21 protein-coding genes are annotated in these 23,778 nt (G+C 52.9%); 13 read left to right on the top strand and 8 right to left on the bottom strand.

Going from position 1 to position 23,778, the window contains the following annotated elements; genetic code table 11:
* Window positions 1–93 precede the first annotated feature (93 nt).
* From B4O97_RS01935 to B4O97_RS01895, 9 genes are all read left to right on the top strand, one after another.
* Window positions 94–576 carry a TRAP transporter small permease gene (locus B4O97_RS01935; RefSeq protein WP_083047785.1) on the top strand — a complete coding sequence of 161 codons (483 nt, stop codon included), beginning with the start codon at window positions 94–96 and terminating at the stop codon, window positions 574–576.
* Window positions 577–600: 24 nt separating this feature from the next.
* The gene (locus B4O97_RS01930) at window positions 601–1,875 is read left to right on the top strand and encodes a TRAP transporter large permease (protein ID WP_083047783.1); all 1,275 of its coding nucleotides are present in this window, start codon (window positions 601–603) and stop codon (window positions 1,873–1,875) included.
* 19 nt (window positions 1,876–1,894) lie between these two features.
* On the top strand, window positions 1,895–2,332 hold the full coding sequence (locus B4O97_RS01925) for a PPC domain-containing DNA-binding protein (protein ID WP_083047782.1): 438 nt from the start codon (window positions 1,895–1,897) through the stop codon (window positions 2,330–2,332).
* Window position 2,333: 1 nt separating this feature from the next.
* Complete coding sequence (locus tag B4O97_RS01920; RefSeq protein ID WP_083047780.1) at window positions 2,334–3,134, top strand: SDR family NAD(P)-dependent oxidoreductase; 801 nt, start codon at window positions 2,334–2,336, stop codon at window positions 3,132–3,134.
* A 6-nt stretch (window positions 3,135–3,140) separates the two neighbouring features.
* Window positions 3,141–4,148 carry an AEC family transporter gene (locus tag B4O97_RS01915; RefSeq protein WP_083047778.1) on the top strand — a complete coding sequence of 336 codons (1,008 nt, stop codon included), beginning with the start codon at window positions 3,141–3,143 and terminating at the stop codon, window positions 4,146–4,148.
* A 218-nt stretch (window positions 4,149–4,366) separates the two neighbouring features.
* Window positions 4,367–5,377, top strand: a complete 1,011-nt coding sequence (locus B4O97_RS01910; RefSeq protein ID WP_083047776.1) for a TRAP transporter substrate-binding protein — start codon at window positions 4,367–4,369, stop codon at window positions 5,375–5,377.
* Between the two features lie 120 nt (window positions 5,378–5,497).
* Window positions 5,498–6,040, top strand: a complete 543-nt coding sequence (locus B4O97_RS01905; RefSeq protein ID WP_083047774.1) for a TRAP transporter small permease — start codon at window positions 5,498–5,500, stop codon at window positions 6,038–6,040.
* A gap of 31 nt (window positions 6,041–6,071) precedes the next feature.
* Window positions 6,072–7,352 (top strand): TRAP transporter large permease, encoded by a 1,281-nt coding sequence (locus B4O97_RS01900; protein WP_083047772.1) that lies wholly within the window; start codon window positions 6,072–6,074, stop codon window positions 7,350–7,352.
* Window positions 7,353–7,546: 194 nt separating this feature from the next.
* Window positions 7,547–8,431, top strand: coding sequence for a bile acid:sodium symporter family protein (locus B4O97_RS01895; protein WP_083047770.1), 885 nt, complete (start codon window positions 7,547–7,549; stop codon window positions 8,429–8,431).
* Window positions 8,432–8,450: 19 nt separating this feature from the next.
* On the opposite strand, the gene B4O97_RS01890 is transcribed toward B4O97_RS01895, so the two are convergent.
* The 4 genes from B4O97_RS01890 to B4O97_RS01875 form a co-directional block, all read right to left on the bottom strand.
* Window positions 8,451–9,485 carry an aldo/keto reductase gene (locus B4O97_RS01890; RefSeq protein ID WP_083047768.1) on the bottom strand — a complete coding sequence of 345 codons (1,035 nt, stop codon included), beginning with the start codon at window positions 9,483–9,485 and terminating at the stop codon, window positions 8,451–8,453.
* A gap of 13 nt (window positions 9,486–9,498) precedes the next feature.
* On the bottom strand, window positions 9,499–10,779 hold the full coding sequence (locus B4O97_RS01885) for a TRAP transporter large permease (RefSeq protein ID WP_083047766.1): 1,281 nt from the start codon (window positions 10,777–10,779) through the stop codon (window positions 9,499–9,501).
* Between the two features lie 12 nt (window positions 10,780–10,791).
* The gene (locus tag B4O97_RS01880; protein ID WP_158084102.1) at window positions 10,792–11,262 is read right to left on the bottom strand and encodes a TRAP transporter small permease; all 471 of its coding nucleotides are present in this window, start codon (window positions 11,260–11,262) and stop codon (window positions 10,792–10,794) included.
* A gap of 73 nt (window positions 11,263–11,335) precedes the next feature.
* A complete protein-coding gene (locus B4O97_RS01875; RefSeq protein ID WP_083047762.1) occupies window positions 11,336–12,349 on the bottom strand; it encodes a TRAP transporter substrate-binding protein in 1,014 nt (337 codons plus the stop codon).
* A 147-nt stretch (window positions 12,350–12,496) separates the two neighbouring features.
* On the opposite strand from B4O97_RS01875, the gene B4O97_RS01870 reads away from it, so the two are divergent.
* From B4O97_RS01870 to B4O97_RS01855, 4 genes are all read left to right on the top strand, one after another.
* The gene (locus tag B4O97_RS01870; RefSeq protein ID WP_158084101.1) at window positions 12,497–13,594 is read left to right on the top strand and encodes a substrate-binding domain-containing protein; all 1,098 of its coding nucleotides are present in this window, start codon (window positions 12,497–12,499) and stop codon (window positions 13,592–13,594) included.
* A 95-nt stretch (window positions 13,595–13,689) separates the two neighbouring features.
* Window positions 13,690–14,451 carry an SDR family NAD(P)-dependent oxidoreductase gene (locus tag B4O97_RS01865; RefSeq protein WP_083047758.1) on the top strand — a complete coding sequence of 254 codons (762 nt, stop codon included), beginning with the start codon at window positions 13,690–13,692 and terminating at the stop codon, window positions 14,449–14,451.
* A 31-nt stretch (window positions 14,452–14,482) separates the two neighbouring features.
* Window positions 14,483–16,159, top strand: a complete 1,677-nt coding sequence (gene ilvD / locus B4O97_RS01860) for a dihydroxy-acid dehydratase (protein ID WP_083047756.1) — start codon at window positions 14,483–14,485, stop codon at window positions 16,157–16,159.
* A gap of 80 nt (window positions 16,160–16,239) precedes the next feature.
* Complete coding sequence (locus B4O97_RS01855) at window positions 16,240–17,415, top strand: iron-containing alcohol dehydrogenase (RefSeq protein WP_083047754.1); 1,176 nt, start codon at window positions 16,240–16,242, stop codon at window positions 17,413–17,415.
* Between the two features lie 65 nt (window positions 17,416–17,480).
* Here the strand turns inward: B4O97_RS01855 and B4O97_RS01850 are convergent, their stop codons facing one another.
* The 4 genes from B4O97_RS01850 to B4O97_RS01835 form a co-directional block, all read right to left on the bottom strand.
* Window positions 17,481–17,783, bottom strand: coding sequence for a carboxymuconolactone decarboxylase family protein (locus B4O97_RS01850; protein ID WP_083047752.1), 303 nt, complete (start codon window positions 17,781–17,783; stop codon window positions 17,481–17,483).
* A 32-nt stretch (window positions 17,784–17,815) separates the two neighbouring features.
* On the bottom strand, window positions 17,816–19,828 hold the full coding sequence (locus B4O97_RS01845) for an FAD-dependent oxidoreductase (protein ID WP_083047750.1): 2,013 nt from the start codon (window positions 19,826–19,828) through the stop codon (window positions 17,816–17,818).
* A gap of 108 nt (window positions 19,829–19,936) precedes the next feature.
* Window positions 19,937–22,210, bottom strand: a complete 2,274-nt coding sequence (locus tag B4O97_RS01840) for a patatin-like phospholipase family protein (RefSeq protein WP_083047748.1) — start codon at window positions 22,208–22,210, stop codon at window positions 19,937–19,939.
* Window positions 22,211–22,224: 14 nt separating this feature from the next.
* Window positions 22,225–23,766: a glutamine synthetase beta-grasp domain-containing protein gene (locus B4O97_RS01835; RefSeq protein ID WP_083047747.1), complete on the bottom strand. Its 1,542-nt coding sequence runs from the start codon at window positions 23,764–23,766 to the stop codon at window positions 22,225–22,227.
* Window positions 23,767–23,778: the final 12 nt, after the last annotated feature.

Below are 23,778 nucleotides of genomic sequence, written 5' to 3'. Positions count from 1 at the left end.
GGCGGCGCCCTTTTTGTAATATGGACACCCCTGAAAACGTGGTAATTTTACACAAGAGAAGTTTTTAGATGTGATCATACGAAGGAGTCCCTAATGAAGGCCTTTATCCGAAATTTGGATAAGTATCTCGGTACATTCTTTCTTGCAAGCCTCATTCTGCTGGTAATTGCACAGATCGTCATGCGGGTGGTTTTTCTGGCTCCCCTTAAAGGTGCTGAGGAGCTGGTACGCTACTTTCTGATCTGCGTGGTTTTTTTTGGTGCACCCTATGCTGCAAGGGAGGGCGGGCATATAAGAATGGAAGAGCTGCAGACGTGGTTTCCCTTCTGGCTTCGCTATCCTGTCCGGCTGCTTTCGTTTCTCAGTGCCGCCGTGGTCTTCGGGATCGTTGCCTACGGATCGGTTTTAACCCTGATGCAGAACCTCGCAAACCGGACTGCAACCCTGTCGATTCCTTTTCCCATATTCATTATGCCGACCGTTTTGGGATTCATTCTGCTGACCGTGGCTTACACAAGGATGTTCATACGCTTTCTCAGGCATCCTGATGTCCCCTGGTCGAAAAACAAGCCGTAAGCCTTACTACCGGAGGATTCTTTTATGGGTTTTGTTCTGTTAGCCTTGTTCTTCATTTTATTCATACTGGGTTTTCCAGTCGTTCTTTCCATAATCATTCCCGCACTTCTCTATGTTTTCAGCTCCGGGGTGACCTTGACTCTGGTGACCCAGAGAATGCATTACGCCCTCGATTCATACCCTTTTATTGCGGTTCCTGTATTTATCTTCGTGGGAAACCTCATGAACTCATCGGGGGTTACCAACCGAATATTTAAATTCGCCGATACCCTGGTTGGCCGCTTTCCCGGCGGACTCGCCCAGGTTAATATTTTTGCCAGCCTGATTTTTTCCGGCATGTCAGGCGCCGCCCTGGCGGATGTGGGAGGCCTGGGGCAGATCGAGATCAAGGCCATGAAAGAGAAGGGCTTCAGAGGATCTTTCGCTTCGGCGGTTACCGCCGCCTCCGCTACGGTGGGACCGATCTTTCCGCCCAGTATTCCCCTGGTCATCTACGGCTCCGTAGCGAGTGTCTCCATTGTCAAGCTGCTTCTGGCGGGAATCATGCCCGCGGTGCTGGCTGTGGGTGCCATGATGATAATGACCGGTGTCATCTCCGTTGTGCGGGGATATCCCCGGGCGGAGCGCTGGCCCACCGTAAAAGAGGTGGTCCGGGACTTTATTCCCGCCTTTCCGGCGCTCCTTACACCGATACTGCTGATCTTCGGTATGCTTTCCGGTCTCTTTACCCCCACCGAGGCTGCAAGTGCGACGGTCGTCTATGTCTTTTTTATCAGCCTGGTTATCTACCGTGAGCTTACCTGGCGGCATATTCTTACCGCCCTGTTCGAGACGGTCAAGTCGACCTCTACAATAATGATTATTGTCGCGGCGGCGGCCCTCTTCGGCTGGATTCTTGCCATCGAGCAGATACCCCAGATGTTCTCGAGCTTTCTGCTGTCCATAAGCCAGAATCCCCTTGTGCTGCTGCTGATTCTGAACATCCTGCTCTTTATTGTCGGTATGTTCCTGGACAGTACAACCGCCACTCTGCTGCTGGTCCCCATTGTGGTGCCCCCCCTCGTCGGTGCAGGAGTAAACGAAATCCACCTGGGGATTGTGTTTATCTTCAATATTATGATCGGCCTGGTCACTCCCCCCATGGGGCTCTCCCTCTTCCTGATCAGCGATATAGCCAAGGTCTCCATAAAGGATATCATGAGCGAGGTTGCTTTTTACCTTATCCCGCTGATCGGAACCCTGCTGATGGTCACCTATATGCCGCAGGTTGTCCTGTGGATTCCCAATATGCTCAAGTAATTTCCGTAAGGAGGAAACAATGTTAGCCATACCTGCTGCCAATGGAATCGAATGTTACATGATCTCGTTCCGCCGGGGCGAACTTATCATCGAAGAACTCAGAAAGTTTTTAAAGGAGAAGAATATCGACGCTGGAGTTTTTACCTCCGGTATAGGCTCTTTCGATATCTGCAATCTGCATGCCATTACCAGTACCGGACTTCCCCCGGTGGATAAATACTATAACCTGGAAGGCCCGGTTGAGGTTGGTTCTCTGGGCGGCTCCGTTGCCGGGGGAGAACCCCATATTCACGTAGTCGTTTCCGACCCTCCCAATGACAAGGTGTATGTCGGACACCTGGAACCCGGTTCCCGCTGCTGTTACCGTGTCGAGGTTGGGCTTATTGCCTTCAAAGGGGTAAAAACTACCAGAGTGACAGACGAGAGAACCGGACTTATCGACATCGTGGAGGCCTAGAGTGTCAGACCTGGATAGAGTGTTTGAACAGGCGAAGACGGTTACCGACAGGTTCCGCCTCAGCGGCAGGAGTGCCCTTGTAGTCGGCGGAACCAAGGGGCTGGGACAGGCCATGGCATTGGGGCTTGCCGCTGCGGGGGCTGACGTGTGTGTATCCGGCCGCGGACCCGCCGGTTTGACGGAAACAGCCGAGGCGATAAACCGTCTCGGACGAAAAGGAACCAGTTTCGCGGCGGATGTTACGGAGGAGAAAAAAGTTGAAGAGCTGATGTCCTTCATGGAGGAGACCTATGGAGGGATCGATATCCTGGTCAACAGTCAGGGGATCGTCCACCTGCAGTCCTCCACCGAGTTCGATACCGCTGCCTGGCAGAGGGTCATGGATGTGAATCTCAAGTCCATAATGCTTACCTGCAAGTATGCCGGGCGTTATATGCTGGAAAAAAAACGGGGAAAGATTATCAATATTTCTTCCGTCAGAGGTTTTCAAGGCAGGGCTGAGGATCTTGCCTATGCTCCCAGCAAGGGGGCAGTTAACCAGATAACCAGATCCCTTGCCATAGAATGGGGTCCCAAGGGGGTAAATGTAAACGGTATCGCACCTGTTTTTACCCTTACGGCGATAAATAAAAAGATTCTTTCCAACCCGGAAATGAAGAACTGGGTCTTAGGCAGGATACCCATGAAACGTCTTGGAGAACTGGAAGACATTATGGGGCCGGTAATTTTTTTGGCCTCCGATGCTTCGGATTTTGTCAACGGACATATCCTGCCCGTGGACGGCGGTTGGCTGGGGGCCTGAAAAAGGGTGAACCCTCAGACCCTGTTCATACCAGTCCTGTATTCTCTTCTGCAGCTGGCCGGTATTGTGGCCATTGGAGTCCTGGCCGGCCGCTTCGGCGGCTGGCCGAAGGATTTCTATCGCTCCTTAAGCCGCCTGATTGTTCAGGTGGCTTTTCCTCTCTATTTTTTTGCCCGTATTGCAAAGATCGATGCCGCGGAAATAAAGGGTGCCTTTCTTTTTCCTCTGGCGGCTGTGGTCATTATCGCGGCGGCCCTGGCGGTTTCGGTTCTGGTTTTTCGTTTTCTTCCCGGATCCAGGCAGGAGAGAAGAACCTATATCGCTCTTTCCTCCTTCGGAAACTCCGGGATGATACCCCTTACCATAACCGAGCTTCTGCCCCTTTCCCTGCCGCTCTTTGCTGAACAGCTTGCACCGAACCTTCCCTCCATGTACGTGGGAGCCTACATTCTGGCGGAAACGCCGATTCTCTGGTCCATCGGCAATTTTCTGATAACCGGGCAGGGCAGGCTTCCCAAAGTGCGGGAAATCATTACACCGCCTCTCATTGGAATCCTTGCGGGAACAGCCGCGGCAGTAAGCGGTTTGAACACCCTTTTCGAGTCAGAGGATCAGCTGCTTCATCATCTGCTGCGCTCCCTTGAACTTCTTGGTTCCCTGACTTTTCCCCTCATTCTCTTCATCCTGGGGACTCAGATCGGGCAGCTGCAGCTGAATCGCGCTAGTATCGGCAGACTGCTGCCCGGTACACTGCTTGTTTCTCTTGTCCGTTTCTTTCTGCTTCCCGGAATCTTTGTTCTGATTATGAGGATTCCCGCATTTGAGGGGCGCTTGTCCTTCAGTCAGAAATGGATACTTTTTCTTGAAATGACGACACCCCCGGCTACGAATTTATCCCTCATCGCATCCAAGGCGGGAATGCAGGAGGATCATGTCTCTTTTACCATTCTCCTGAATTACCTGCTGTATCTGCTTGTTTTACCCCTGTATATCGTTCTTGTCTTCGGACTGTGACGCTTTGCGGCAGGATCCTGCCGATGTAGTTGCGGTAATGCAACCAGTATATGCAATGCCGCAAAATGTGCTAGCGCTGATTCTGTCTTTCAGGATAGTTTATATTAATTGTAAAATTTAAATGTTTATGCTTTAACGCTTTAGCTTCCATGTCGACGAGGATCACAGGATGGCATAAAAACTGCATAAGAAGGGATAGTATCAATTAGGAGGTGTCTATGAGACGCGTTGTTTCATTGACGGTGCTGTTTCTGCTTGCAGGTTTTACTCTCTGGGCAGGCGGTGAAGCCGAAGGGGCTGCCGCGGGTGAAGAGAAGCTGGTGCTTACCTTTGCCCATGAAACCGTCGAACCCCATCCGGTGTATCTGTGGGGAGAACGTTTCAAGGAAAATGTGGAAAAGATGAGCGGTGGTAAGATGGAAATCGATATTTATCCCGCGGCAGAGCTGGGCCCGGCCATGGAGAATGCTCAGCAGGCCAAGATGGGGACTGTGGATATGGCGAATCTGTCTACCCCGATCGTTCAGTTTGTAGATGGTTTTGGAGTCTTCGATCTTCCCTTCATTTTCAAGAACCGGGACCATGCCTACGCTGTAGCCTGGGGAGAAATTGGAGAAGAGCTTTCCCGGAGGCTGATTGACGCCCATGGACTGCGGATCCTGACCTATTATGAAAACGGATTCCGGCAGATCACCAACAATGTTCGTCCCATTGATAAGCCTGAGGATCTCAAGGGATTGAGAATACGGACACCAAGCAGCGAAATCAGGGTCAGGACTTTCGAGACCTTCGGCGCAGCGGCCAGTGCTCTCTCCTTCCCTGAAGTGTATGGTGCTCTGCAGTCAGGTACCTTCGACGGTCAGGAAAACCCCATAATCAACATCTACTCTGCCCAGCTGAATGAAGTGCAGAAGTATCTGTCCATAACCAATCACGTGTATGCATTCCAGAAAACCCTTATCAATGAAAAGAAGTACCAGAGCCTCAGTCAGGAGCAGAAGGATGTTCTTCACGAGGCAGCCCAGGAAGCCAGCGAATGGGTCATTCAATTTATCGTGGACAATGAGACCGACATGCTCAACGAAATGGTTGAAGAGACGGGACTCAAGGTCAATACCGCCAACAATGCCGCTTTCCGAAAGGTTGCCCTGGAGCAGATCTGGCCCAATTACACCGACCGTTTTGGTGAACTTATCGAAAAGATTAATAAGGCAGGGGAGCAGTACTGATACTGCTGACGCAAAGAAAAAGTCGGACTGTACTGGCAGCAGCCAGGGTACGGACACCGCATTCAGCCGCGGTGTCCGGCATTTTTCCGCAGGTAAAGCGGCATACGTAATGGAGGTCTCATGCGCAGAATAATACGCTTGCTTGAAAATATTACCAGGGCAACATCCCTTGCCGCGTTATTAATTATGGTCTTTGTTGTCGTACTGCAGGTTACGGCCCGGTATGTTTTCAGACGCCCCGTGGGGTGGACCGAAGAGATCGCCCTTGCCACCATGATCTGGATTACCTTTTTCGGTTCTTTTCTTGCCTTTGTGGAAAAGAAACATATGAGAATCTCGCTGCTCTACAGCGTACTCAAGCCCTCTCTGCAGCGCTCTGTTCTTGTGGCGGGAGATTTTTTTGTGATTATACTGAACGTTTATGTAATCCACTACGGACTGCTCTTCGCGGGTGCGTTTCGCAATCTGAGCAGTCCCTATCTGGGGATTCCCATGTTCTATCAGTACATGATTATTCCCATTGCTGCTTTTCTGTGGATTATATATCTCATTTTCGAAATTATCGAAATCCTCCGGAACAGTGATTACTGGTACTACCTGGAGGAAGCCGGCGGGCCCGTCGGGATTTCCAGGAAAGATTCGGAACAGGAACACAACGGATAGCTGAGTTTGGCAATTCTGGAGGTAGAGGAAGATGAATTTAGGATTGATTGTACTGATTACTGCTACGCTTGTCGGACTGGCGGCTTTTATTCCCCTGGGATTCGCTCTCGGTATTGCATCCCTGGGGTACATGCTTTTGCAGAATGCTCCACTGTCGATAATTCCGCAGCAGCTTCACAGCGGGGCGAACAACTATGTGCTTCTGGCACTGCCCCTGTTTATCCTGGCCGGCAACCTGATGAATACCGGGGGAATAACCCGTCGTATTATCCGCCTGGCCAAAGCGATGGTGGGACATGTACGGGGCGGACTTGCCCTGGTTAATATTATTGCGAGTATGTTCTTTGCCGGTATTTCCGGTTCCGCGGTGGCTGATACGGGAGCTGTCGGGCAGGTTCTGATTCCGGCAATGAAAAAGGAGGGCTACAGCGGACGCTTCTCAGCTGCGGTAACCTCGTCATCTGCAACCATCGGGATCATCATTCCGCCGAGCATACCCATGGTTCTTCACGGATTTGTCTCATCCACATCCATCGGAAGGCTGTTTCTGGCGGGACTTGTTCCCGGCATTCTGGTGGGACTCTTTCAGATGGCTGTGGCGTATCGCGTGTCCAAGGCAAGGAGCTATCCAAAGGCGGATAACTTTTCCATGCATGAGCTCCTGTCTGCCACCCGCGATGCCCTTCTCGCCCTGCTTCTACCCCTGATCATACTGGGATTTATCTCCTTCGGCATTACCACCCCCACGGAAGCAGGGGCAGTGGCGGTACTCTATGCCATGCTCATAGGTTTTTTTGTATATCGTGAGCTGACCTTGAAGGATCTCTATGAGGGACTCATTGGGACGGTTACTACCACGGCCATCATCATGATAATACTGGCCTTTTCGTATCTTCTGGGATGGGCCTTGTCCCGGCAGCGGGTTCCCCAGGCAATTGCGAAGACCGTACTGAATCTGACGGAAAATCCCCAGCTTGCGATGCTGCTGATAAGCGGACTTCTGATTGTTGCAGGGACTTTTCTGCACGGCGCGCCGTTGCAGCTTATCGTCGTTCCCATGCTTCTGCCCCTGGCGAACCGCCTGGGAATCGATCCCCTGCAATTCGGAATGGTTGTGGTGCTGTGCGTAGGTATCGGTCAGCAGACTCCTCCTGTGGGCTCCGCCCTTTTTGTAACGAGTTCCATATCGGGAGAGGATATAATAAATGTCTCAAAGGATAATCTTCCCTTTGTGGGAACAATTCTGCTGGTCCTGCTCATGGTGATCTTTTTTCCGGGTATATCCACCTTTATTCCGAATCTGCTGATGTGATTTTTATTCGGAGCAGTTTGTGCCTGCTGCTCCGTATTTTTCATCCGCTGCATTGACGGAATATCGGCAATCAATTACGGTTAACCGTTCCCGTGTGCAGCAATTTTTAAAATCACCTGTAAGGAGTTGCCGGTCTGCGCCGCTTCATTGAACAACTGGATAAAACAATCAGCCGGCATCTTCTGCTCCTTATTATGGGCGGTCTCGTAACCGGCTTTTTATTCGCTGATTATGCCTCCAATGCCGCAGTGGTTCTTCCCTACGCCCTGTTTTTTATTGTTTTTGTGGTGGGTACCTCCTGTACCCTGGAAAGTTTCCGCAGTGTAATCACCGACCCCAGGGGGTTTTTTATCGCCCTTGGCGTGATATTTATTCTCATGCCTCTTATCGGTTACCTGATGGGTTTTTTCTTCCATTCCGGGACCCCGGCTTATGCTGCGGGACACTTCCTGCTCTCCGTGACGCCGGTGGCCATTACGTCCATGGTATGGACCGGCATTGCAGGAGGTCATATCGCCCTCTCCCTTGCCCTGGTTACAGTGGTGACCCTGGTGAGCGGGGTCAATATCCCCTTTCAAATGGCTTTTTTCATGGGAAAAGTGGTCGAATTCGACGCCCTGGCACTGACAGGAAGTCTCTCCCGCACCATTGTCATACCCGTCATACTCGGCCTTGCCCTGCGAAACCGGGCGCCGAAGGCGGTTGTGCCCCTTCGTCCATACTTTGACCTTGTTACAAAGTTGATGATGCTGGTGATTATTACCGTAAACGGCGCGGTGGTTCGACCCTATGTACAGGGTTTCGACTGGGAGATTATTCGCCTGTTTCTGCTTGTGGGGCTGCATAATTTCCTGAACTTTTTTTCCGCCCTGGCTGTGGCAGCTCTTTTTCTGGGAAGGAGACACATGGCCCTCCCTTCGGTGGTTTACGCTTCATCCATGAAGAATACTGCGGCGGGTATAGTAATTGCGCTGAACTACTTCGGCCCCGTCGTGGCCCTGCCGGTCGTGTTCAGCATGATGATGCAGCAGTTCTGGGCAGGGGCCGTATACCGGATTATGAACAGATTAAAGGGGTGACAGCCGAACAGGCTGGCTGTTACGTCCAGATGCCGGTTTCCACGAAATCGCTGAATTGTCTCCGCCGTGTTTTGAGCAGTTCCCGTATGGGCAGATCGTAGGGGCAGCGTTCCTCGCAGGTCCCGCACTCGCTGCAGCTTTCCGCCTGCTTCATGGGACCCTTGAGCATTGAGAGGGCTTTTTCCCGGGGCATCCTGCGTGTCATACTCCGGGCTGTCAGGACCGTACTTATGCTTATCCCCTCGGGACAAGGCTGGCAGTATTCGCAGCGGTGACACCAGCTGGCTCCCAGTTCTTCGCGGATCCGTTCTATATCCGACTTCTCATTGTCCGTAAGGGGAGATTCGTCGGAATAGATGGAGATGATCTCCTCCATCTCAGAGGCGTGTTCTATTCCCGGATCAGGAACTATGCCAGGATACTGCCGCAGGTAGCGAAAGCAGAGCCGCGCATTATCTATAAGCCCTCCCCCCAGAGGTTTCATGCAGATAAAGCCCATATCCAGCTCCCGGGCCAGGGGGATCAGCTCCTTTTCAGCAGCATTGTCTACAAAATTGAAGGGGATCTGGGTTGCCTCGTAATTCCGGGTAAGCATCATCTCCTTCGCTGTCTCCAGGCTGTGGGCGCTGAAGGCAGGGTGGCGTACAAGCCCCTCGTCCATGGCCTTCTGCATGGCCTTCCAGGCACCGTCAGGTCCGAGTACGGTAGCCATCTTTTTCGGGCTGCTTACATTATGATGCTGGTATATATCGATGTATTCCACGCCCAGCCGTTTGAGACTCAGCTCCAGGTGTTCGCGAAATCCGTCGCCATCCATGGCCGGGGATTTGGAGGCAATAACGAGGGATTCCCTGGGGTAGGCTTTTATGGCCTCTCCGATCTTCTCCTCGCTGTCGGTATAGCCGTGGGCGGTATCGATAAAATTGACACCCATGTCGAGCACCTTTCGGATTTCCTCAATCGCCTGCTCCCGGGGATGGCGCTGTATCGGGATGCCTCCGAAGGCGAGTTCGCTGACCATAAGTTCGGTTTTGCCGAAGCGGATTTTTCTCATAGGGGCTCCTTTCTCAGGGCATTAATAGATTCGGTAAAAACATAACCAGCTGCGGTATGTATGTAATCAGAATCAGTACCAGTACCATTGAAACAAAGAACGGAATAAATGCGCGCACGGTTTTGGCAATGGAAATCCCTGCAATACCGCAGGAGACAAAAAGACATACTCCCACTGGCGGCGTGAAAAGCCCGATTGCAAGGTTCACGACCATGATTACGCCGAAATGTACCGGATCAATTCCGATCTGTTGTACTATCGGTAACAAAATCGGGGTAAAAATTATCACGGCGGGACTGAGATCCAGCCATGTACCGACAAAGAGCAGAAGCAGGTTTACCAGCAGCATGATTATTACTGGATTTGTGGTTATGCTCAGAAGAGCGTTTCCGATCATCTGGGGAATCCCCTGGTTTGCAAAGAGCCAGCCCAGAGCGCTGGCTGTTGCTATCATCAGGGCTACCATACCGGTGGTAGTAGCGACTTCCACGATTATGTCGGGTATATGTTTCAGTTTAAGCTCTTTATAGTAAAGGGTACCAAGTAAAAACGAGTAAAATGCTGCAATCCCGGCTGCTTCCGTTGGGGTAAACACGCCGCTGACTATTCCGACGATTATTATCAGGATGGTCATTAAGGCGGGTATCCCTTTTATTACCGTGATTATAGCTGTGGATAAGGGGACCCGTACTTCCACCGGGTAGTTTCGCTTTCGGGCCAGCACAAATGTAACCGCCATTAAAAACAGTCCCACCATAACCCCGGGTACGAATCCGCCGAGGAACAATCGCCCTATCGAAGAGCCGGAAGCGACCCCGTATATGACCATGGGGATGCTTGGTGGAATCATCACACCGATGGTGGAAGAGGTGGCTGTAACAGCCACGGAAAAGTCTTTTTCATACCCTTTTTCGACCATGGCGGGAATAAGAATTGCGCCAACAGAAGAGGTGTCCGAGGCTGCGGAGCCGGTGATTCCTGCAAAGAACATGCTCGATACAATATTTATGTATGCCAGTCCTCCGCGCATAAAACCTACGAGCACCCTGGAAAGGTTGATAAGATCGGTGGTAATCCCTCCCAGGGCCATCATGCGTCCGGTCAGGATAAAAAGGGGTACGGCAATAAGGGTGAACGTATCGATGCCCACAAACATGCGCTGTACCAGCACCATTACCGGGAGGTCGCCGACGGCGATAATTCCCCCCAGGGTGGCCAGGGCGGTTCCAATGGCAATGGGCACATTTATGAGCATTAGTCCGATAAGAATGACGAAAACTATCAGGCCGACCATCTCGTATCCCCTCTATTTTGCAGTCTTGAAGTGTCTGATGAGTTTATGAATGCTGTGAATTGTAAAGAAAAACCCGGTGGTGGGCAGTACAGCATACATATTCGACATATTGAGTCTGAGGATGGGTGACTTCTGGAAACTGGTGATCTGCATCATCTTCAGACCGTACACAAAAAGCATTAAACCGAAGATCAGTATCAATAAAGAAATAATGACGCTGACTGCTTTCTGCACCTTGAGAGGCATTTTGTCGTAATAATAGTCTATACCCAGGTGAAGATCCTTGTGCAGGGTGTAACAACTGCCCAGGAAGCAGAACCAGATAAAGCTGAACCGGGAAAGCTCCTCAGTCCAGGAGTAGGGGGCGGTCATTCCTATTCTGGAATAGATCTGCAACAGTACCGTTAAGACCAGTACAATGCCTACTATCTTCAGGACAAGAGTTAACAGCCTGTCAAAAAGGATTTCAATTAGTTTATCCATGACTTTCCCCCTTAAATAATCGGCCTGTCTCATTACGGGACAGGCCGACATTTGTTGCACTATAAACAGTATTTTAATTCGAATTTACAAAGACGTCGATAAGATCTTTTCCAATCCGGTCCTGGTATTCGGCGTACAAGGGTTTAACCTTGTTGATAAAGCTGGTTTTATCGGGTATCGCGTTCACTTCCATTCCCAGTCCCTTCAGGGTATCGATTGCCCCGGCCAGCTGGTCCTGGTCCTGCTGTATGGCATATTTGCCGGCGGCCTTGCCTGCATCCAGAACAACCTTCTGCAGATCCTGGGGAAGTTTATTGAGAAACTTTCCGTCGATGGCGATGATATTTGGAGTCACGAAGTGCTCCGTGAGGGAGAGATAATCCGTTACCTCGTACTCTTTCTCGGTAATGATCAGAGGAGGACTGTTCTCCGCCGCATCCACGACTCCGGTTTGAAGGGCCATGTAGCGTTCAGTTGCAGCCAGGGGTACCGGTTTCGCTCCGAGTAGCTCCATTGTTTTCATCATGACGGGGCTTTCCATAACCCGGATTTTAATCCCGTTAAAATCATCCGCGGTACGAATGGGGCGCTTGGAATTATAAACGCTGCGGGGGGTACGAACCATCCAGCCGACGATCTTGATGCCCGTTTTATCTTCAAGGGCCTTGGAGAGTCTTTCGCCGACTCCGCCTTCGATGACACGGATTTCGTGTTCCACGCTTTTGGCAATGTAGGGCAGGTCAAAGATCATGAACTGGTCATCGATGGCAGAGAGTACTGAGGTGTTGATTTCCGCCATCTGGATACTGCCCATCTGCAGTCCTTCAATGTAGTCGCGATGACCGCCTAGCTGGCCTGAATGGAGGACCTGGACTTGGATGCGTCCATCGCTGTTCTCTTCCACCAGTTCCTTGAAGTGGAAAAAAGCCTTTACACACGAATCCTCCGGGTTACTGGGTGTTGCCATCTTGATAACGTATTGCTGTCCGGAACCGTCCTCTTTGGCGCCCTCGGCGAATACCGTAGTCATCCCGAAAACGGCGATCACCAGAAAGGATACCAGAAGAGCCAACATCGTCTTCTTCATAGATACCTCCTAAAAATTTATTGCGTTAAACGCAAATTGCTGGTAAAGTAAAACAGTGCATCAACCAGTATACTACCTGTATGCACCAATCATAGCATGTATATGCCGGGGGCGCAATGTTTTTTTGATGCGGTAGGGGATGTTCATATGCAATTTCAAAAGGAACGGAGCAAATACATTCAAGTGTATGAAGCCCTCCTTGAGCAGATCAAGAAGGAAGATACCCAGGAAGAAAAGTATCTTCCATCTGAAAGAATTTTAGGTGAGCGCTTCGGTGTGGATCGTTTGACTGTCCGTAAAGCCTTGAATCTGCTCCTGCGGGATGGCCTGATACTCAAGAAGCCAGGAAAAGGGACGGTAGTCCTTCCAAGGATTAAAGCGGACATATCCGAAGATAATTCGCATACCCTGGCATTTATTCTTCCCCGGGGTAGTTTTTCCGTTGACCGCATTACCGAGCCCTTTCATTCAAATCTCTTTTACTCCATTGGCCGGGAAATCAGGGGGCGCGGATACAACCTGCTTTATACGACCATAGACAGGAACGGTGAATTTCCTGTCCAGCTGATGAAAAGCGGTGTGGCGGGTTTTATATTCGTAAGTCAGGCTCCGGAAAAAGCTTTGAACCAGGCTGAGGCCACCAACAAACCCCTTGTTCTGGTGAACAGGGTACATGATCGCTTTCCTATGGTCCTTGAGGACCGCACAAATACCGCGAAAATCGCCCTGGATTATCTGTATTCCCTGGGACACCGCAGGATTTTCTTTATAAACGGCATGGACGGCTACTATACAACTGATACCTGCCGCGACAGCTATATGGATTTTGTCAGTATCCATTCAGATGTTGAGTCCCGGATTTTTCACAGTTCCTGGAATTTTGAAAATGGAATGGAGGCCATGGCTAAAATCCTGGAAGGTCAGGAATTGCCGACGGCTGTCTGTGCCTGTAACGCGAGCGTGGCCCTGGGTGCCATGGAAGCTGCGAAAAAACGGGGCTTGCAGGTTCCCGGTGAAATAAGTTTTGTCGGTTTTGATGAAACGGAACAGTGTATGCAGTTTTCTCCTTCTTTGACGAGCGTTGGGGTCGATATTCCGCTCCTTGCCAGGGTTGCGGTCGATACGCTGTTTTCTTCACTGGAGCACGGATCTCCCGGGCCGATCAGGACCGTCGTGCCTGTGAAGATTTTTATACGGAATTCCACCGGTCCTGCGCCGGAAAACAGCGGCTCACCGTCAAGGTGACATCTCGATCCGGGATTTCCGGCATCATTATATGAACAGGTGAATCAACCTGTAATAAACCTGTATGTTTCTGGTAGACAACATGAGGAGGGCGTATGAATTCATTGAAGGAAAAGAAAGTACTGGTGACCGGCGGCGCATCGGGTATAGGTGAAGCGATTACCCGGGAACTGGCTTCTCGGGGCGCTTCCGTTATGATTCACTATTACAGCAGCGGAGAAAAGGCGGAAGCCCTGGCCCGGGAGATTCAAACGGCAGGGGGGATCGCGCTCACCTGTCAGGCGGATTTGTCCAATGAAGGGGATGTAAAAAAACTCGTATCCCGTATCGGGAACGAGTGGGCGAATCTGGATGTTCTCATAAACAATGCAGGAGACCTTGTCGGAAGAAGGTCCCTTGAAGATCTGGATATGGATTTTTACCGCAAGGTTATGTCGGTGAACCTGGATTCCATGATACTTGTTACCCGCGAAGCGCTTCCCCTGCTGAAAAAATCAGGCTGCAGCTCAGTGGTTAATCTCGCTTCCCTGGCGGGACGCAAGGGCGGTCACACGGGAAGCCTGGTTTATTCGACTGCCAAGGGAGCGGTACTGACTTTTACCCGGTCTCTCTCTGTTGAGCTGGCTGAGTACGGAGTCCGGGTAAACGCCGTGGCGCCGGGACTGATTCTGGGGTCCCGTTTTCATGCCACCCACACGACGGAAGAGTCAAAGAACGAGACAATCCGGGGAATTCCCCTGGGGCGGGCAGGTGTATGCGAGGATGTGGCCCGGGCGGTCGCTTTCCTGGCCAGTGAGTACGACGGTTTTATTACCGGGGCGACCCTGGATATTAACGGTGGTGTGTACAGCGCCTAGAAGACCTGGATAAATTAGGAGAAGAAAACTCATGAGCGGATACAAAGAGAACCTGGAATTCATTCAGAGGCCTGAGAATGCCCGGGCCCGTTCGCTGTTAAAGTCGATGGGCTACGATTCGGAGGATTTGAAGCGTCCCCGAATCGGCATAGCAAACTCCTGGGGCGAGACCAGCCCGGGGCATATTCATCTGCGCGCGGTGGCTGATGCGGTAAAAGCGGGAGTCTGGCAGGCGGGAGGTGCGCCCTTCGAATTCAACAGTCCGGCCCAGTGTCCCATGGCGGTCGGGGAACATGGCATGCGCTATGATCTTCCTACCCGGGACATTATTGCCGCGGAGGTCGAGGCGATAACGAAAATAGGCCTTTTGGACGCGCTGGTTCTTATATCGTCCTGCGACAAAAATGTACCGGCCCATCTGCTGGCGGCAGCCAGACTCGACATTCCCGTAATCTTCGTTCCCGGCGGTCCCATGTCCTCCGGCGGTTCCTGCGGAGGCAGCGTCACAATCGCCAATCTGGATGAAGAATGCTATTTGTACGGTATAGGCGAGCCGGGGATCAGCGAAGAAGAACTGGCAGACATCGAGAATGCCTCATGCCCCGGCGCCGGGTCCTGTGCAATTCTGGGGACTGCCAATACCATGCAGTGCCTTGTTGAGGCCATGGGATTGTGTCTTCCCGGCGGCGGAACGGCGCCGGCTGTATCAGCCCGCCGTTTATGGCAGGCAAAGGAATCGGGCAGAAGGATAGTACAGCTGACCAATGACGATATACGCTCCTCGGACCTGATCACGAAAAAGTCTGTGCGCAATGCGATAAAGGCCCTCCATGCCCTGGGGGGATCGACCAACGCTATCGCTCATCTGCTGGCTCTGGCCTACGAAAAACGCTGGGAGGATGAAATAAACCTCGACCTCATCGAGAAGTTCAGTGACCAGGTTCCCTGCATTACCAATGTAACCCCTTCCGGGACCTACTCCATGTCTGATTTTGACGCAGCCGGCGGGGTTCAGGCAGTCTTGAAATCGATTGAAAGCCACCTGGAGACTGATGCGGCAAGTGTCAGCGGCCAGACTCTTAAGGAGCTGCTGGATAATGCGGTTTTCAGGCCGTCGGATATAATTCGCGAGCTCAGCAATCCCACCGCTGAAAACGGGCTTGTCGTATTGAGAGGAAACCTGGCATCCTCTGCTATAGTCCGCACGCCGGTTATTCCCAGGGATATGCTGTGCCACGAAGGGCCGGCCAGAGTGTTTCACAGTCAGGAGGAGGCCATCCGGGCTTTGCGCGACCACAGAATCAAGGCCGGCGACGTACTTGTCCTGCGCTACGAAGGCCCGAAAGGGGGACCGGGCTTCAACGAGGTTTTCAAGGTTATCGGTTTTCTGAACGCCCTGGGATTGGAGTCGAGTTGCGCACTGGTGACGGATGGTCGTATCTCCGGATTTGCCAAAGGCCCATATATCTGTCAGGTTTCTCCCGAGGCAGCGGAGGGGGGCCCCCTCGCCCTAGTGGAGGATGGCGATACAATCCGTATCGATGTACCCGGGAGGCGTCTTGATATAAAGGTGGATGCTCAAGTACTGGAAAAACGGCGTTTGTCCTGGAAGCGTCCCGAGCCCCGGGTGCGCGATGGGGTTCTTACTCTATACGCGAAACTTGCCAATCCCCCTGAGTACGGAGGCGGAATCAACATGCGCCTGTAAACCTGCCGGAGGGCAATACTTGCGACAGCCTGTACTATATGCAATAATTACTATGACATCATACAACGGAGAACAATATTATGAATAATTTTGAATTCGCCAGTCCTACAAAGATAGTATTTGGAAAAGGAACGGAAAAAGAGGTGGGAAAACGAGCCGCCGAATATTCAAAGTCAGTTCTTATCCATTACGGAAGCGACCGGGTCAAGAAATCCGGTCTTTTCGATACGGTAGTCGCTTCACTCAAGGCCGAAGGAATCGAGTATAGCGAACTCGGCGGCGTTATGCCGAACCCCAGGCTCGGTCTTGTCCGGGAGGGAATAGAGCTCTGTAAAAGAAAGGACATCGGGCTTATTCTGGCCCTGGGAGGAGGCAGCGTCATTGACTCCGCCAAGGGAATCGCCGCGGGGGTGGCGAATCCCGATCAGGATGTCTGGGACTACTTCATCGGCAAGGCCGACCCGAAGGCATGTATGCCCGTGGGAGTTATTCTGACCATCCCCGCAGCCGGAAGCGAGGCCTCCCAGAGCTGTGTTCTGACCAATGAGAATGGATGGTACAAGCGGGGCCGCAACAATGAGCTCTTTCGCCCGAAATTCGCCATCATGAACCCGGAGCTCACCTTCAGTCTTCCTCCGTACCAGACAGCCAGCGGCATAGCGGATATTATGTCCCACGTTATGGAGCGCTATTTTACCAACGTGCAGAAAGTCGGCTTTACCGACCGGCTCTGCGAGGCCACCTTGAAGACGGTTATCGAGAATGCGCCTCTGGTTATTGAAAATCCGGAGGATTACGATGCCCGGGCCGAGATCATGTGGGCCTCAACGGTGGCCCATAACGATCTTTTAAGCACCGGCCGCATCGGGGATTTCGGATCCCATCAGATCGAGCATGAGCTCTCGGGTATATACGATGTAGCCCACGGCGCCGGTCTTGCGGTAATCCAGCCCGCCTGGATGAAGCATATCTACAAGCACGATGTTACCCGCTTTGTGCAGTTCGCCGTCCGGGTCTGGAACGTGGACGAGCGTTTCGACAATCCCGAACGGACCGCTCTTGAGGGAATCGAGCGGCTCAAGGCCTTCTTTTCGTCCATCGGTATGCCGGTGACCCTGAAAGAACTGGGGGTTTCTGCGGACCGTTTCGATGAGATTGCCGCCAAAACCTTCCAGGAACGGGGGAGCGGAGTGGGTAATTACGTTAAGCTGTCGGAGAAAGACGTAAAGGCGATTCTGGAGATTGCCAGAGAGTAAGATCCTTGGACCGCAATAACAGTCCCCCCTGACGGCTTCCGTCCGCAGGGGGATTTTTTAAAGGCTCAGTTCAGTACGTCCTGAAGCCCTGCCGCCGCTGTGTAGACGCTTCCCACACCGCTGATGTAGGCGGCGACCCGCAGGGCCTCCATAACCTGTTCTCTGCTCGCTCCGGCCTCCATAGCCTGAAGGGCAAGGGATTTTACCCCGTTGGCTGCTCCATGGGCGGCGTCCAGGGCCATGGCGATAAGCAGTTTTTCCATCCTTCCCAGGGATCCGGCTTCAAGGGCCATACTTCTGCCGTGTTCCACATAGGCGTAGAGATCCTTGTCGTTTTTTTCAATGGGGGCTAAGGGATTGAAACTCATTTGATACTCCATATAGTGTGATTTCCAGCAATTTATTTGAACACCGAACCGTCGAGGTATCGGGCCCAGACCGTCTCGAACCAGGAATCCTCCGTCGGAATGGGCCGTGTGTCAATCCAGTCGAACTCCGGTTTCTTTGTGTCGGGGTTCCAGCGGATGTGTTGAATCCTGCCCCGCAGCTTCAGGTTCTCCGGCACTATGCGCCAGTCAGGTAAGAGGGGATGAACCGGGGTTCCTTCCTGCCCCTCCGCGGCTATAACCAGGGAGGATGCCCGGCTTCCGCCTCCCTGCTGAATATAGTCGGCTATGGCTTCAAGGTACATCCGATGGGCAAAGACCATGTGCCGCAGCTTGAGGGCTATAGAAAGACGCATGGGATCGACCCGCAGTTCGGTGTAATCTTTCTGCTGCTTTTCGGCGGCCGCCTTTGCCTCTTTTGCTGTCTGTGCGCTCCTCACAGCGGCGGCATATCTGCTCATGCGCTGCTGAAACCCGGTCTTGTACTCTCTGTCGCAGTCGGGAACAGGGGTTCCGGCTGTTAATTGCTGTAGTATTCCCAGTATTTCTGAGGCAGCCCGGCGGCCGGAATCCCGGGCCTTCTCCGTATCCAGAGTCTTGTCCCGGTAGGCAAGGGCGATTTTCTGGGCCGCCCGGAAGGCTCCCACCTGTCCGGAGTTAAGGGCGGTTCCGCCGGGGCGGGCCGCGCCGTGGGTGCCGTTGGCTTCCCCCACCGGGAACAGCCGCCGGATGTTCACCGACTCCCACCAGATATCCGCGGCGAGTCCTCCGTTGTTGTGCTGGGCGGAGACCGCCATCTCCAGGGGTTCTGCGGCAAGATCGATGTTGTGGTCCAGGTAGAGCTGAATGGCCGCGGGATTCAGCTGCCTGAGCCGTTCTATAGGCGTTGTTCCGTCTATGCCGGAGTTTCTCCAGTATTCAGCCGCTTCCCGGCCCAGAAGAGCGGGATCGAAGCGGCCGATGTGATCGTTCCCTTTCGGGTTCTCCCGGAAATCCATATAGACTTTGCGTCCCAGGATCTCCGTTTCCCGGTAAACCAGAACGTCCAGCAGGGAGGAGCCGTAATCGGGGATCTTGCGGGGATCGAAGGGCCACTGGTAGCCCTTCAGAAAGACTGCGTTCATAAGGGAAGCCATGTCGGGAAAATAGTCGTTCAGAAAATCGAAGGTCTCACCGGTCTCCCCGTCTATGCTGTAGTAGCGGGGCAGAACCTGATGGTAACTGCCGGAGAGGTTCCAGCGGAATTTCTGGGAGGTAAGACCATACTGGGATTCCGTCAGGTTGGCAGCTGTCGCCCCGATTTCCAGGGCCAGCCCGATGCCTCCGTTTTGCGGTTTTGGATAGACCGTTTTTTCATAGAAACCGCCGGGGCCTCCGAGACCGAAAACCAGGTTGTCGCAGAGAATAAGCCTGAGCCCCCGGGAGTCCGTATCCATTTCCCGCTTATTCATGATCAGTGCTCCGGCTGCCCGGTCATCCAGCCTTATCAGTTTTACCACGTCGTGATGGTCCATGATATCGATTCCCAGGGTACGGCATTCCCTTTCCAGGTATTCGGTCATCAGTTTTGAAGTGTAAGGGCCCAGGGATACACCCCGCTGCAGCGGATCATGGTCGGTTTTGTAGCCGGTAAATCCTCCCCAGGGGTTGTACGGAAAGGGGACACCCATCCCCACCAGGTTGTAAAAGCCGTTCTCCGATCCGATGGCTTCGATAAGGGCTATGTCGCCGTGCATGGCTCCGCCGGCTGTCAGGGCTTCGGCCATGCGGTAGGGCGTGTCGGGATCCCTGGTTGAATCGCTCAATTTATAGTATGTCTGTTTGTCCGAACCGGTATTGCGGGATGTTCCGCCGAAGATGTTGTCGGTTACAATGCATAAATCCTCAAGGCCTGCGCGTTTCAGGCGGACCGCCGTACTTAAAGAGGCGCAACCGCTGCCGAGGACCAGGGTGTGGCAATAACTGCAGGGTATTTTTACGGAATCGATTTCTACTGGCTCAAGTTTCGTGTAACTGGTGCTGCTCATACAGGTACTCCCCCGGAGTGATATTACAGAATATTTACACGGGTATATCAGGCTGTCAAGGAAGAGGGGCTGTAAAAAAGGGGTATCCTGTCGTCAGGATGATTGTCATCAGAAGAGCCTTCTGCTCTGCAGTGTTCCCAGATCGATGGCGAAATATGGAGAAAGAACCCCGTTTCCACTGCCGGCCAGGCCGCCCCGCAAAAGCACGCCGAAGCCGTCGTTGAGTCTGAGGCCTGCACCCAGGGAGGAACTCCAGTGAAGGAGAGGTTCGATCTCCCCGGGGCTGTCAAACTCCCTGTAGACCAGACCGGAGGCAAAATGAAACCGGGCGAAGAGGGGGAGGGGAAGGGTCCTTTCCATAAACCTCAGTCGCCTGGTCAGTTCCAGACCGTTGCCTAGAACAAAGCTTCCGAAACGTTTATCCGCAGAAAGGGGATTTGGAAAAAGACGGCGTCCCCCCAGCTCGGGCTTGTGCAGATACGGTGCGGAATCCGGGTGGTCAACCTCTCCGGTGAAGTCTACACCGGCATCAAAAAGGTAACCCAGGGAAAGATTTCTTCCCAGGGGGATTTGGAACTCGCCTCTGGTGGAAAAGGTGCTGAACTCCCGGGAGGAGAAGGGTGTCGGGATACCCCGTTGAAACATCATTTCCAGGGCAGCTCCCCGCATGGGAAACAGGGGGCTGTCCAGGCGGAGCAGATCGAATCCCGCCCGGGCCAGCAGTATGTCTTTTTCCGCCAGCTCGGGAAGGTAGACGTCCGCCGCAGTATCGGCAATCCATTCCCTGGAAAGCCCGACGTGCAGCCTTGAGCCGGGCCAGGGATAAAAGCCGAAGGTTCCGTCAATCTGGGATTCAGTCTCGTAAAAGATATAGTCCACCGCGGATTCATCTTCGTCCGAGGCATAATAGGTTTCAAAATCCCTGCGAACAAACACGCCGGTTTCCAGATAGAAGCGTTCCCCCAGGGCCTGGTAGACTCCGGCTTTTAATCCCAGGGCTCCCAGGATCTCGACATCAAGGCTCAATTCAAGCCCCGGCCACAGAAGGTTCCCCAGAACAATGCCCTGGGTAAACTGGAGCCTGCTGGAAATGGAATCAGCGTAGGTACCTCCGTAACTGAGGCCCATGCGGAGTCTGTTCTTCCTGGGCTTTCTTGATTCGATTTCCACTACAAGAATATTCTCCGTACCCGGAGATCGCTTTATACGGATGCTTTCGGGGGCACATTCCCGGTAGATATCGACAACCCGGTCGGCAAGCTCATTCGGTTCAATACGCTTTCCTGCCAGGGGATCAAGAATGCGTCGTGCGTTTTTCCGGTCTTCCGGGCTTCCTCCGGAATAGTGGAAACCTGCGATGGGCTCCTCCGGCTCCAGGCTAACAGCAGGAGATGCGTTTTCTTCATGTCCCTGCATAATACGGCTGCGCAGGTAGATCAGTTCATCCAGCAGTTCTTCGGCCCGGTACCGGCCGGCCAGCATGATCTCTTCGCTTCGCTGAAAGTCGGCGGCGCTGTATGCCTCAAGGGGAACCTGGATAACGTAGTCGGCGTTTTCCAGCTGGCCGCTCACATTGGCGTCCAGGATCAGGTCAACGGTTCTTGAAAGGTTTTCGATGGGTGAAAGGTCCAGGTAGCTCTGCTGGCTGGAAAAACCACCTTCCACGTCAACGGCAATGACGATGTCCGCTCCCATGGCGCGGGCCAGATCCACCGGAAGGTTGTTCACGATTCCTCCGTCTATCAGAGGACGGTTTTTCAGCACATAGGGGGCAAATACCCCTGGTATTCCCATGCTGGCCCGCATGGCTTCGGACAGGGAGCCTTCTCCGATAACCACCTCTTCTCCGGTACTGAAATCCGTAGCCACCGCACGGTAGCGGCGGGGAAGATCGTCGAAATCCAGCTCTCCCGGTATCTCATACGTAAGGCTGTCCATGTAGCTGAGAATCCGGTTGCCCGAGAGGAGTCCCCCCGCGGCGGGTGTCTCACTGTCCGAAATACCGACGGAAAGAAAATATCGTCGCCACTCCTCAAGGGCCCGGTAGCTTTCGTTTCGTGCCACGGCGTATTCGGAGAAGAGGCTGATCCAGTCGGTTTCGGTTGCCAGGGCTTCAAGTTCAGCTACGCTGAAGCCTGTGGCGTAGAGCCCCCCCACGATCGAGCCCATACTGGTGCCCGTGACAATGTCAACGGGAATCCCGGCTTCTTCCAGTACCCGTATTACGCCGATGTGGGCGATTCCGAGAGCCCCACCGCCTTCCAGGGCAAGGGCCACGATGGGACGTTCCCTGTGATCCGGGAACTGTTCCGTTTCCGAAAACACCGGCTTTACCAGAAGGTACATTGTAATCAGTATCAGTGCAGGGATTTTTCCCTTCATTACGTCTTTCCTGCTCAGTATTTCTGTATGCCCCGCTTGATATAATCTTCGGCGAGTTTTTTGCCGTCTTCTTCCGGCAGGGAGTGAATCTTCTTGTTCAGGCCTTCGTCATTTTCAGAGTTGAGCATTTCGATGACCTTGTCGATCAGGCTGCCGGTGAAATAGCCGTCCCGGATGTAATAGTCCCGGTGATCATTCAGGGCCTGTGCCGTTTCCACGCAGCTGGTGGCGATGTCGATGAACTCCCGCTCCTTGTCGGGATTATTGTGGATATTCCCGGAGACAAAGTTCTGGTCCGCCAGCTTCAGCGCCTCTTCAGGATTTCGGTAGGCCCAGAGCACCGCGGTAGTCATGGCTGCAAGGAGCATGTGGGTATTCGCGCTTCCGTCGGGGCTGCGGAGCTCCACTGTCTGCCGGCTGTCCTTGCGTTCCGCTTTAAGCCGCTGCTGAGGGTTGACCTTCATTGCCAGGTTGTCCAGGTTCCGCCATCCCAGGGGGACCCGGATCAGGGCACTGCGGTTGGAGTAGCCCCAGCAGACCTTCGTGGGTGCCTCCTGATGGGGTACCAGGCGCAGGAAGGATCCGGCGGTCATATTGCCGAAGGCCGACAGGGTGGAGGCGTAGCGGCAGAGCCCTCCGATCAGCTTGAGGGAGTCCTCCGACAGTTCCTGATCGCCATCGAGCATGATGTTTTTATTGTTTCGTTTGAGCATGGTATGGAAATGGAGACCGCTGCCGGCATCGCCGATCTGGATCTTCGGATAGAAGGTGGCAATCAGGTTGTAGCGATTGGCAATGCTCTGGCAGAGCCATTTTCCCAGCACCACGACATCGGCTGCATCCTCCACCGGGCTGGGGAGAAACTCGATCTCCACCTGTTCTGCCAGCTTCCCATTGAAAAGATGATTATCGATTTCCAGATTGTTGATAAGGCCGACTTCGTTGTGGGCATATTTTATTTCGCTGGTTATGTTGGTCATAACCTTGAGCATCTCATTGACAATGCTGGTTGTTTTTACATACGGGCTGCTGCCGTGGTATCCCTTCTGATTCGGCAGAGGATAGAGGTTCTGCTCCGAGTTTCCCACAAGGTAAAACTCCAGCTCTCCCAGGGCATTGAACTCGACATCGAACTCCTCCTGCAGCTTCTGATGGGTAATGGCAAGGAGATTGTCCGGAGCAAAGGGGGCAAGTTCCCCCTCTCCGGTAACAAAACGGCAGACAAAATCGAGACTCGTATGATCGAAGGGGTTTATGAACACCGATTTATAGACCGGAATAACGTAAAGGTCGGATTTTCCCGCATCAACAACGCCTTTAAAGAGAGAGGACCCGTCAACCCGTTCTCCCTCGGCAAGAACGAGCTCCGCCTGTTCATGGCTGGTAATGGGAAGGCGGAGTTCCTTCACCTTTCCGTCGATGGCGGTATAGTGAAAGGTCAGTCGCTCGATGTTCTTCTTATTGATGATGTTGATCAGATCGTCCCTGGTAAGTTCGGATCTTTTTTTTCCTGTCAGAACTTCAATGGGGTTTTCCAGTGCGAAATGCGTGTTCATAGGCCTTCCCGT

Source organism: Marispirochaeta aestuarii (assembly GCF_002087085.1).
Lineage (GTDB): Bacteria > Spirochaetota > Spirochaetia > JC444 > Marispirochaetaceae > Marispirochaeta > Marispirochaeta aestuarii.
This window is presented reverse-complemented; position numbering and strand designations above follow the sequence as displayed.

Bases quoted from the DNA above. Each gene is read 5' to 3' on its own strand.
- B4O97_RS01935 (WP_083047785.1), top strand. From the start codon at position 94: ATGAAGGCCTTTATCCGAAATTTGGATAAGTATCTCGGTACATTCTTT.
- B4O97_RS01835 (WP_083047747.1), bottom strand. From the start codon at position 23,766: ATGAACACGCATTTCGCACTGGAAAACCCCATTGAAGTTCTGACAGGA.
- B4O97_RS01900 (WP_083047772.1), top strand. From the start codon at position 6,072: ATGAATTTAGGATTGATTGTACTGATTACTGCTACGCTTGTCGGACTG.
- B4O97_RS01880 (WP_158084102.1), bottom strand. From the start codon at position 11,262: ATGGATAAACTAATTGAAATCCTTTTTGACAGGCTGTTAACTCTTGTC.
- B4O97_RS01895 (WP_083047770.1), top strand. From the start codon at position 7,547: ATGGGCGGTCTCGTAACCGGCTTTTTATTCGCTGATTATGCCTCCAAT.
- B4O97_RS01845 (WP_083047750.1), bottom strand. From the start codon at position 19,828: ATGAGCAGCACCAGTTACACGAAACTTGAGCCAGTAGAAATCGATTCC.
- B4O97_RS01905 (WP_083047774.1), top strand. From the start codon at position 5,498: ATGCGCAGAATAATACGCTTGCTTGAAAATATTACCAGGGCAACATCC.
- B4O97_RS01870 (WP_158084101.1), top strand. From the start codon at position 12,497: ATGCAATTTCAAAAGGAACGGAGCAAATACATTCAAGTGTATGAAGCC.
- B4O97_RS01930 (WP_083047783.1), top strand. From the start codon at position 601: ATGGGTTTTGTTCTGTTAGCCTTGTTCTTCATTTTATTCATACTGGGT.
- B4O97_RS01885 (WP_083047766.1), bottom strand. From the start codon at position 10,779: ATGGTCGGCCTGATAGTTTTCGTCATTCTTATCGGACTAATGCTCATA.
- B4O97_RS01890 (WP_083047768.1), bottom strand. From the start codon at position 9,485: ATGAGAAAAATCCGCTTCGGCAAAACCGAACTTATGGTCAGCGAACTC.
- B4O97_RS01875 (WP_083047762.1), bottom strand. From the start codon at position 12,349: ATGAAGAAGACGATGTTGGCTCTTCTGGTATCCTTTCTGGTGATCGCC.
- B4O97_RS01910 (WP_083047776.1), top strand. From the start codon at position 4,367: ATGAGACGCGTTGTTTCATTGACGGTGCTGTTTCTGCTTGCAGGTTTT.
- B4O97_RS01840 (WP_083047748.1), bottom strand. From the start codon at position 22,210: ATGAAGGGAAAAATCCCTGCACTGATACTGATTACAATGTACCTTCTG.
- B4O97_RS01855 (WP_083047754.1), top strand. From the start codon at position 16,240: ATGAATAATTTTGAATTCGCCAGTCCTACAAAGATAGTATTTGGAAAA.
- B4O97_RS01925 (WP_083047782.1), top strand. From the start codon at position 1,895: ATGTTAGCCATACCTGCTGCCAATGGAATCGAATGTTACATGATCTCG.
- ilvD (WP_083047756.1), top strand. From the start codon at position 14,483: ATGAGCGGATACAAAGAGAACCTGGAATTCATTCAGAGGCCTGAGAAT.
- B4O97_RS01865 (WP_083047758.1), top strand. From the start codon at position 13,690: ATGAATTCATTGAAGGAAAAGAAAGTACTGGTGACCGGCGGCGCATCG.
- B4O97_RS01850 (WP_083047752.1), bottom strand. From the start codon at position 17,783: ATGAGTTTCAATCCCTTAGCCCCCATTGAAAAAAACGACAAGGATCTC.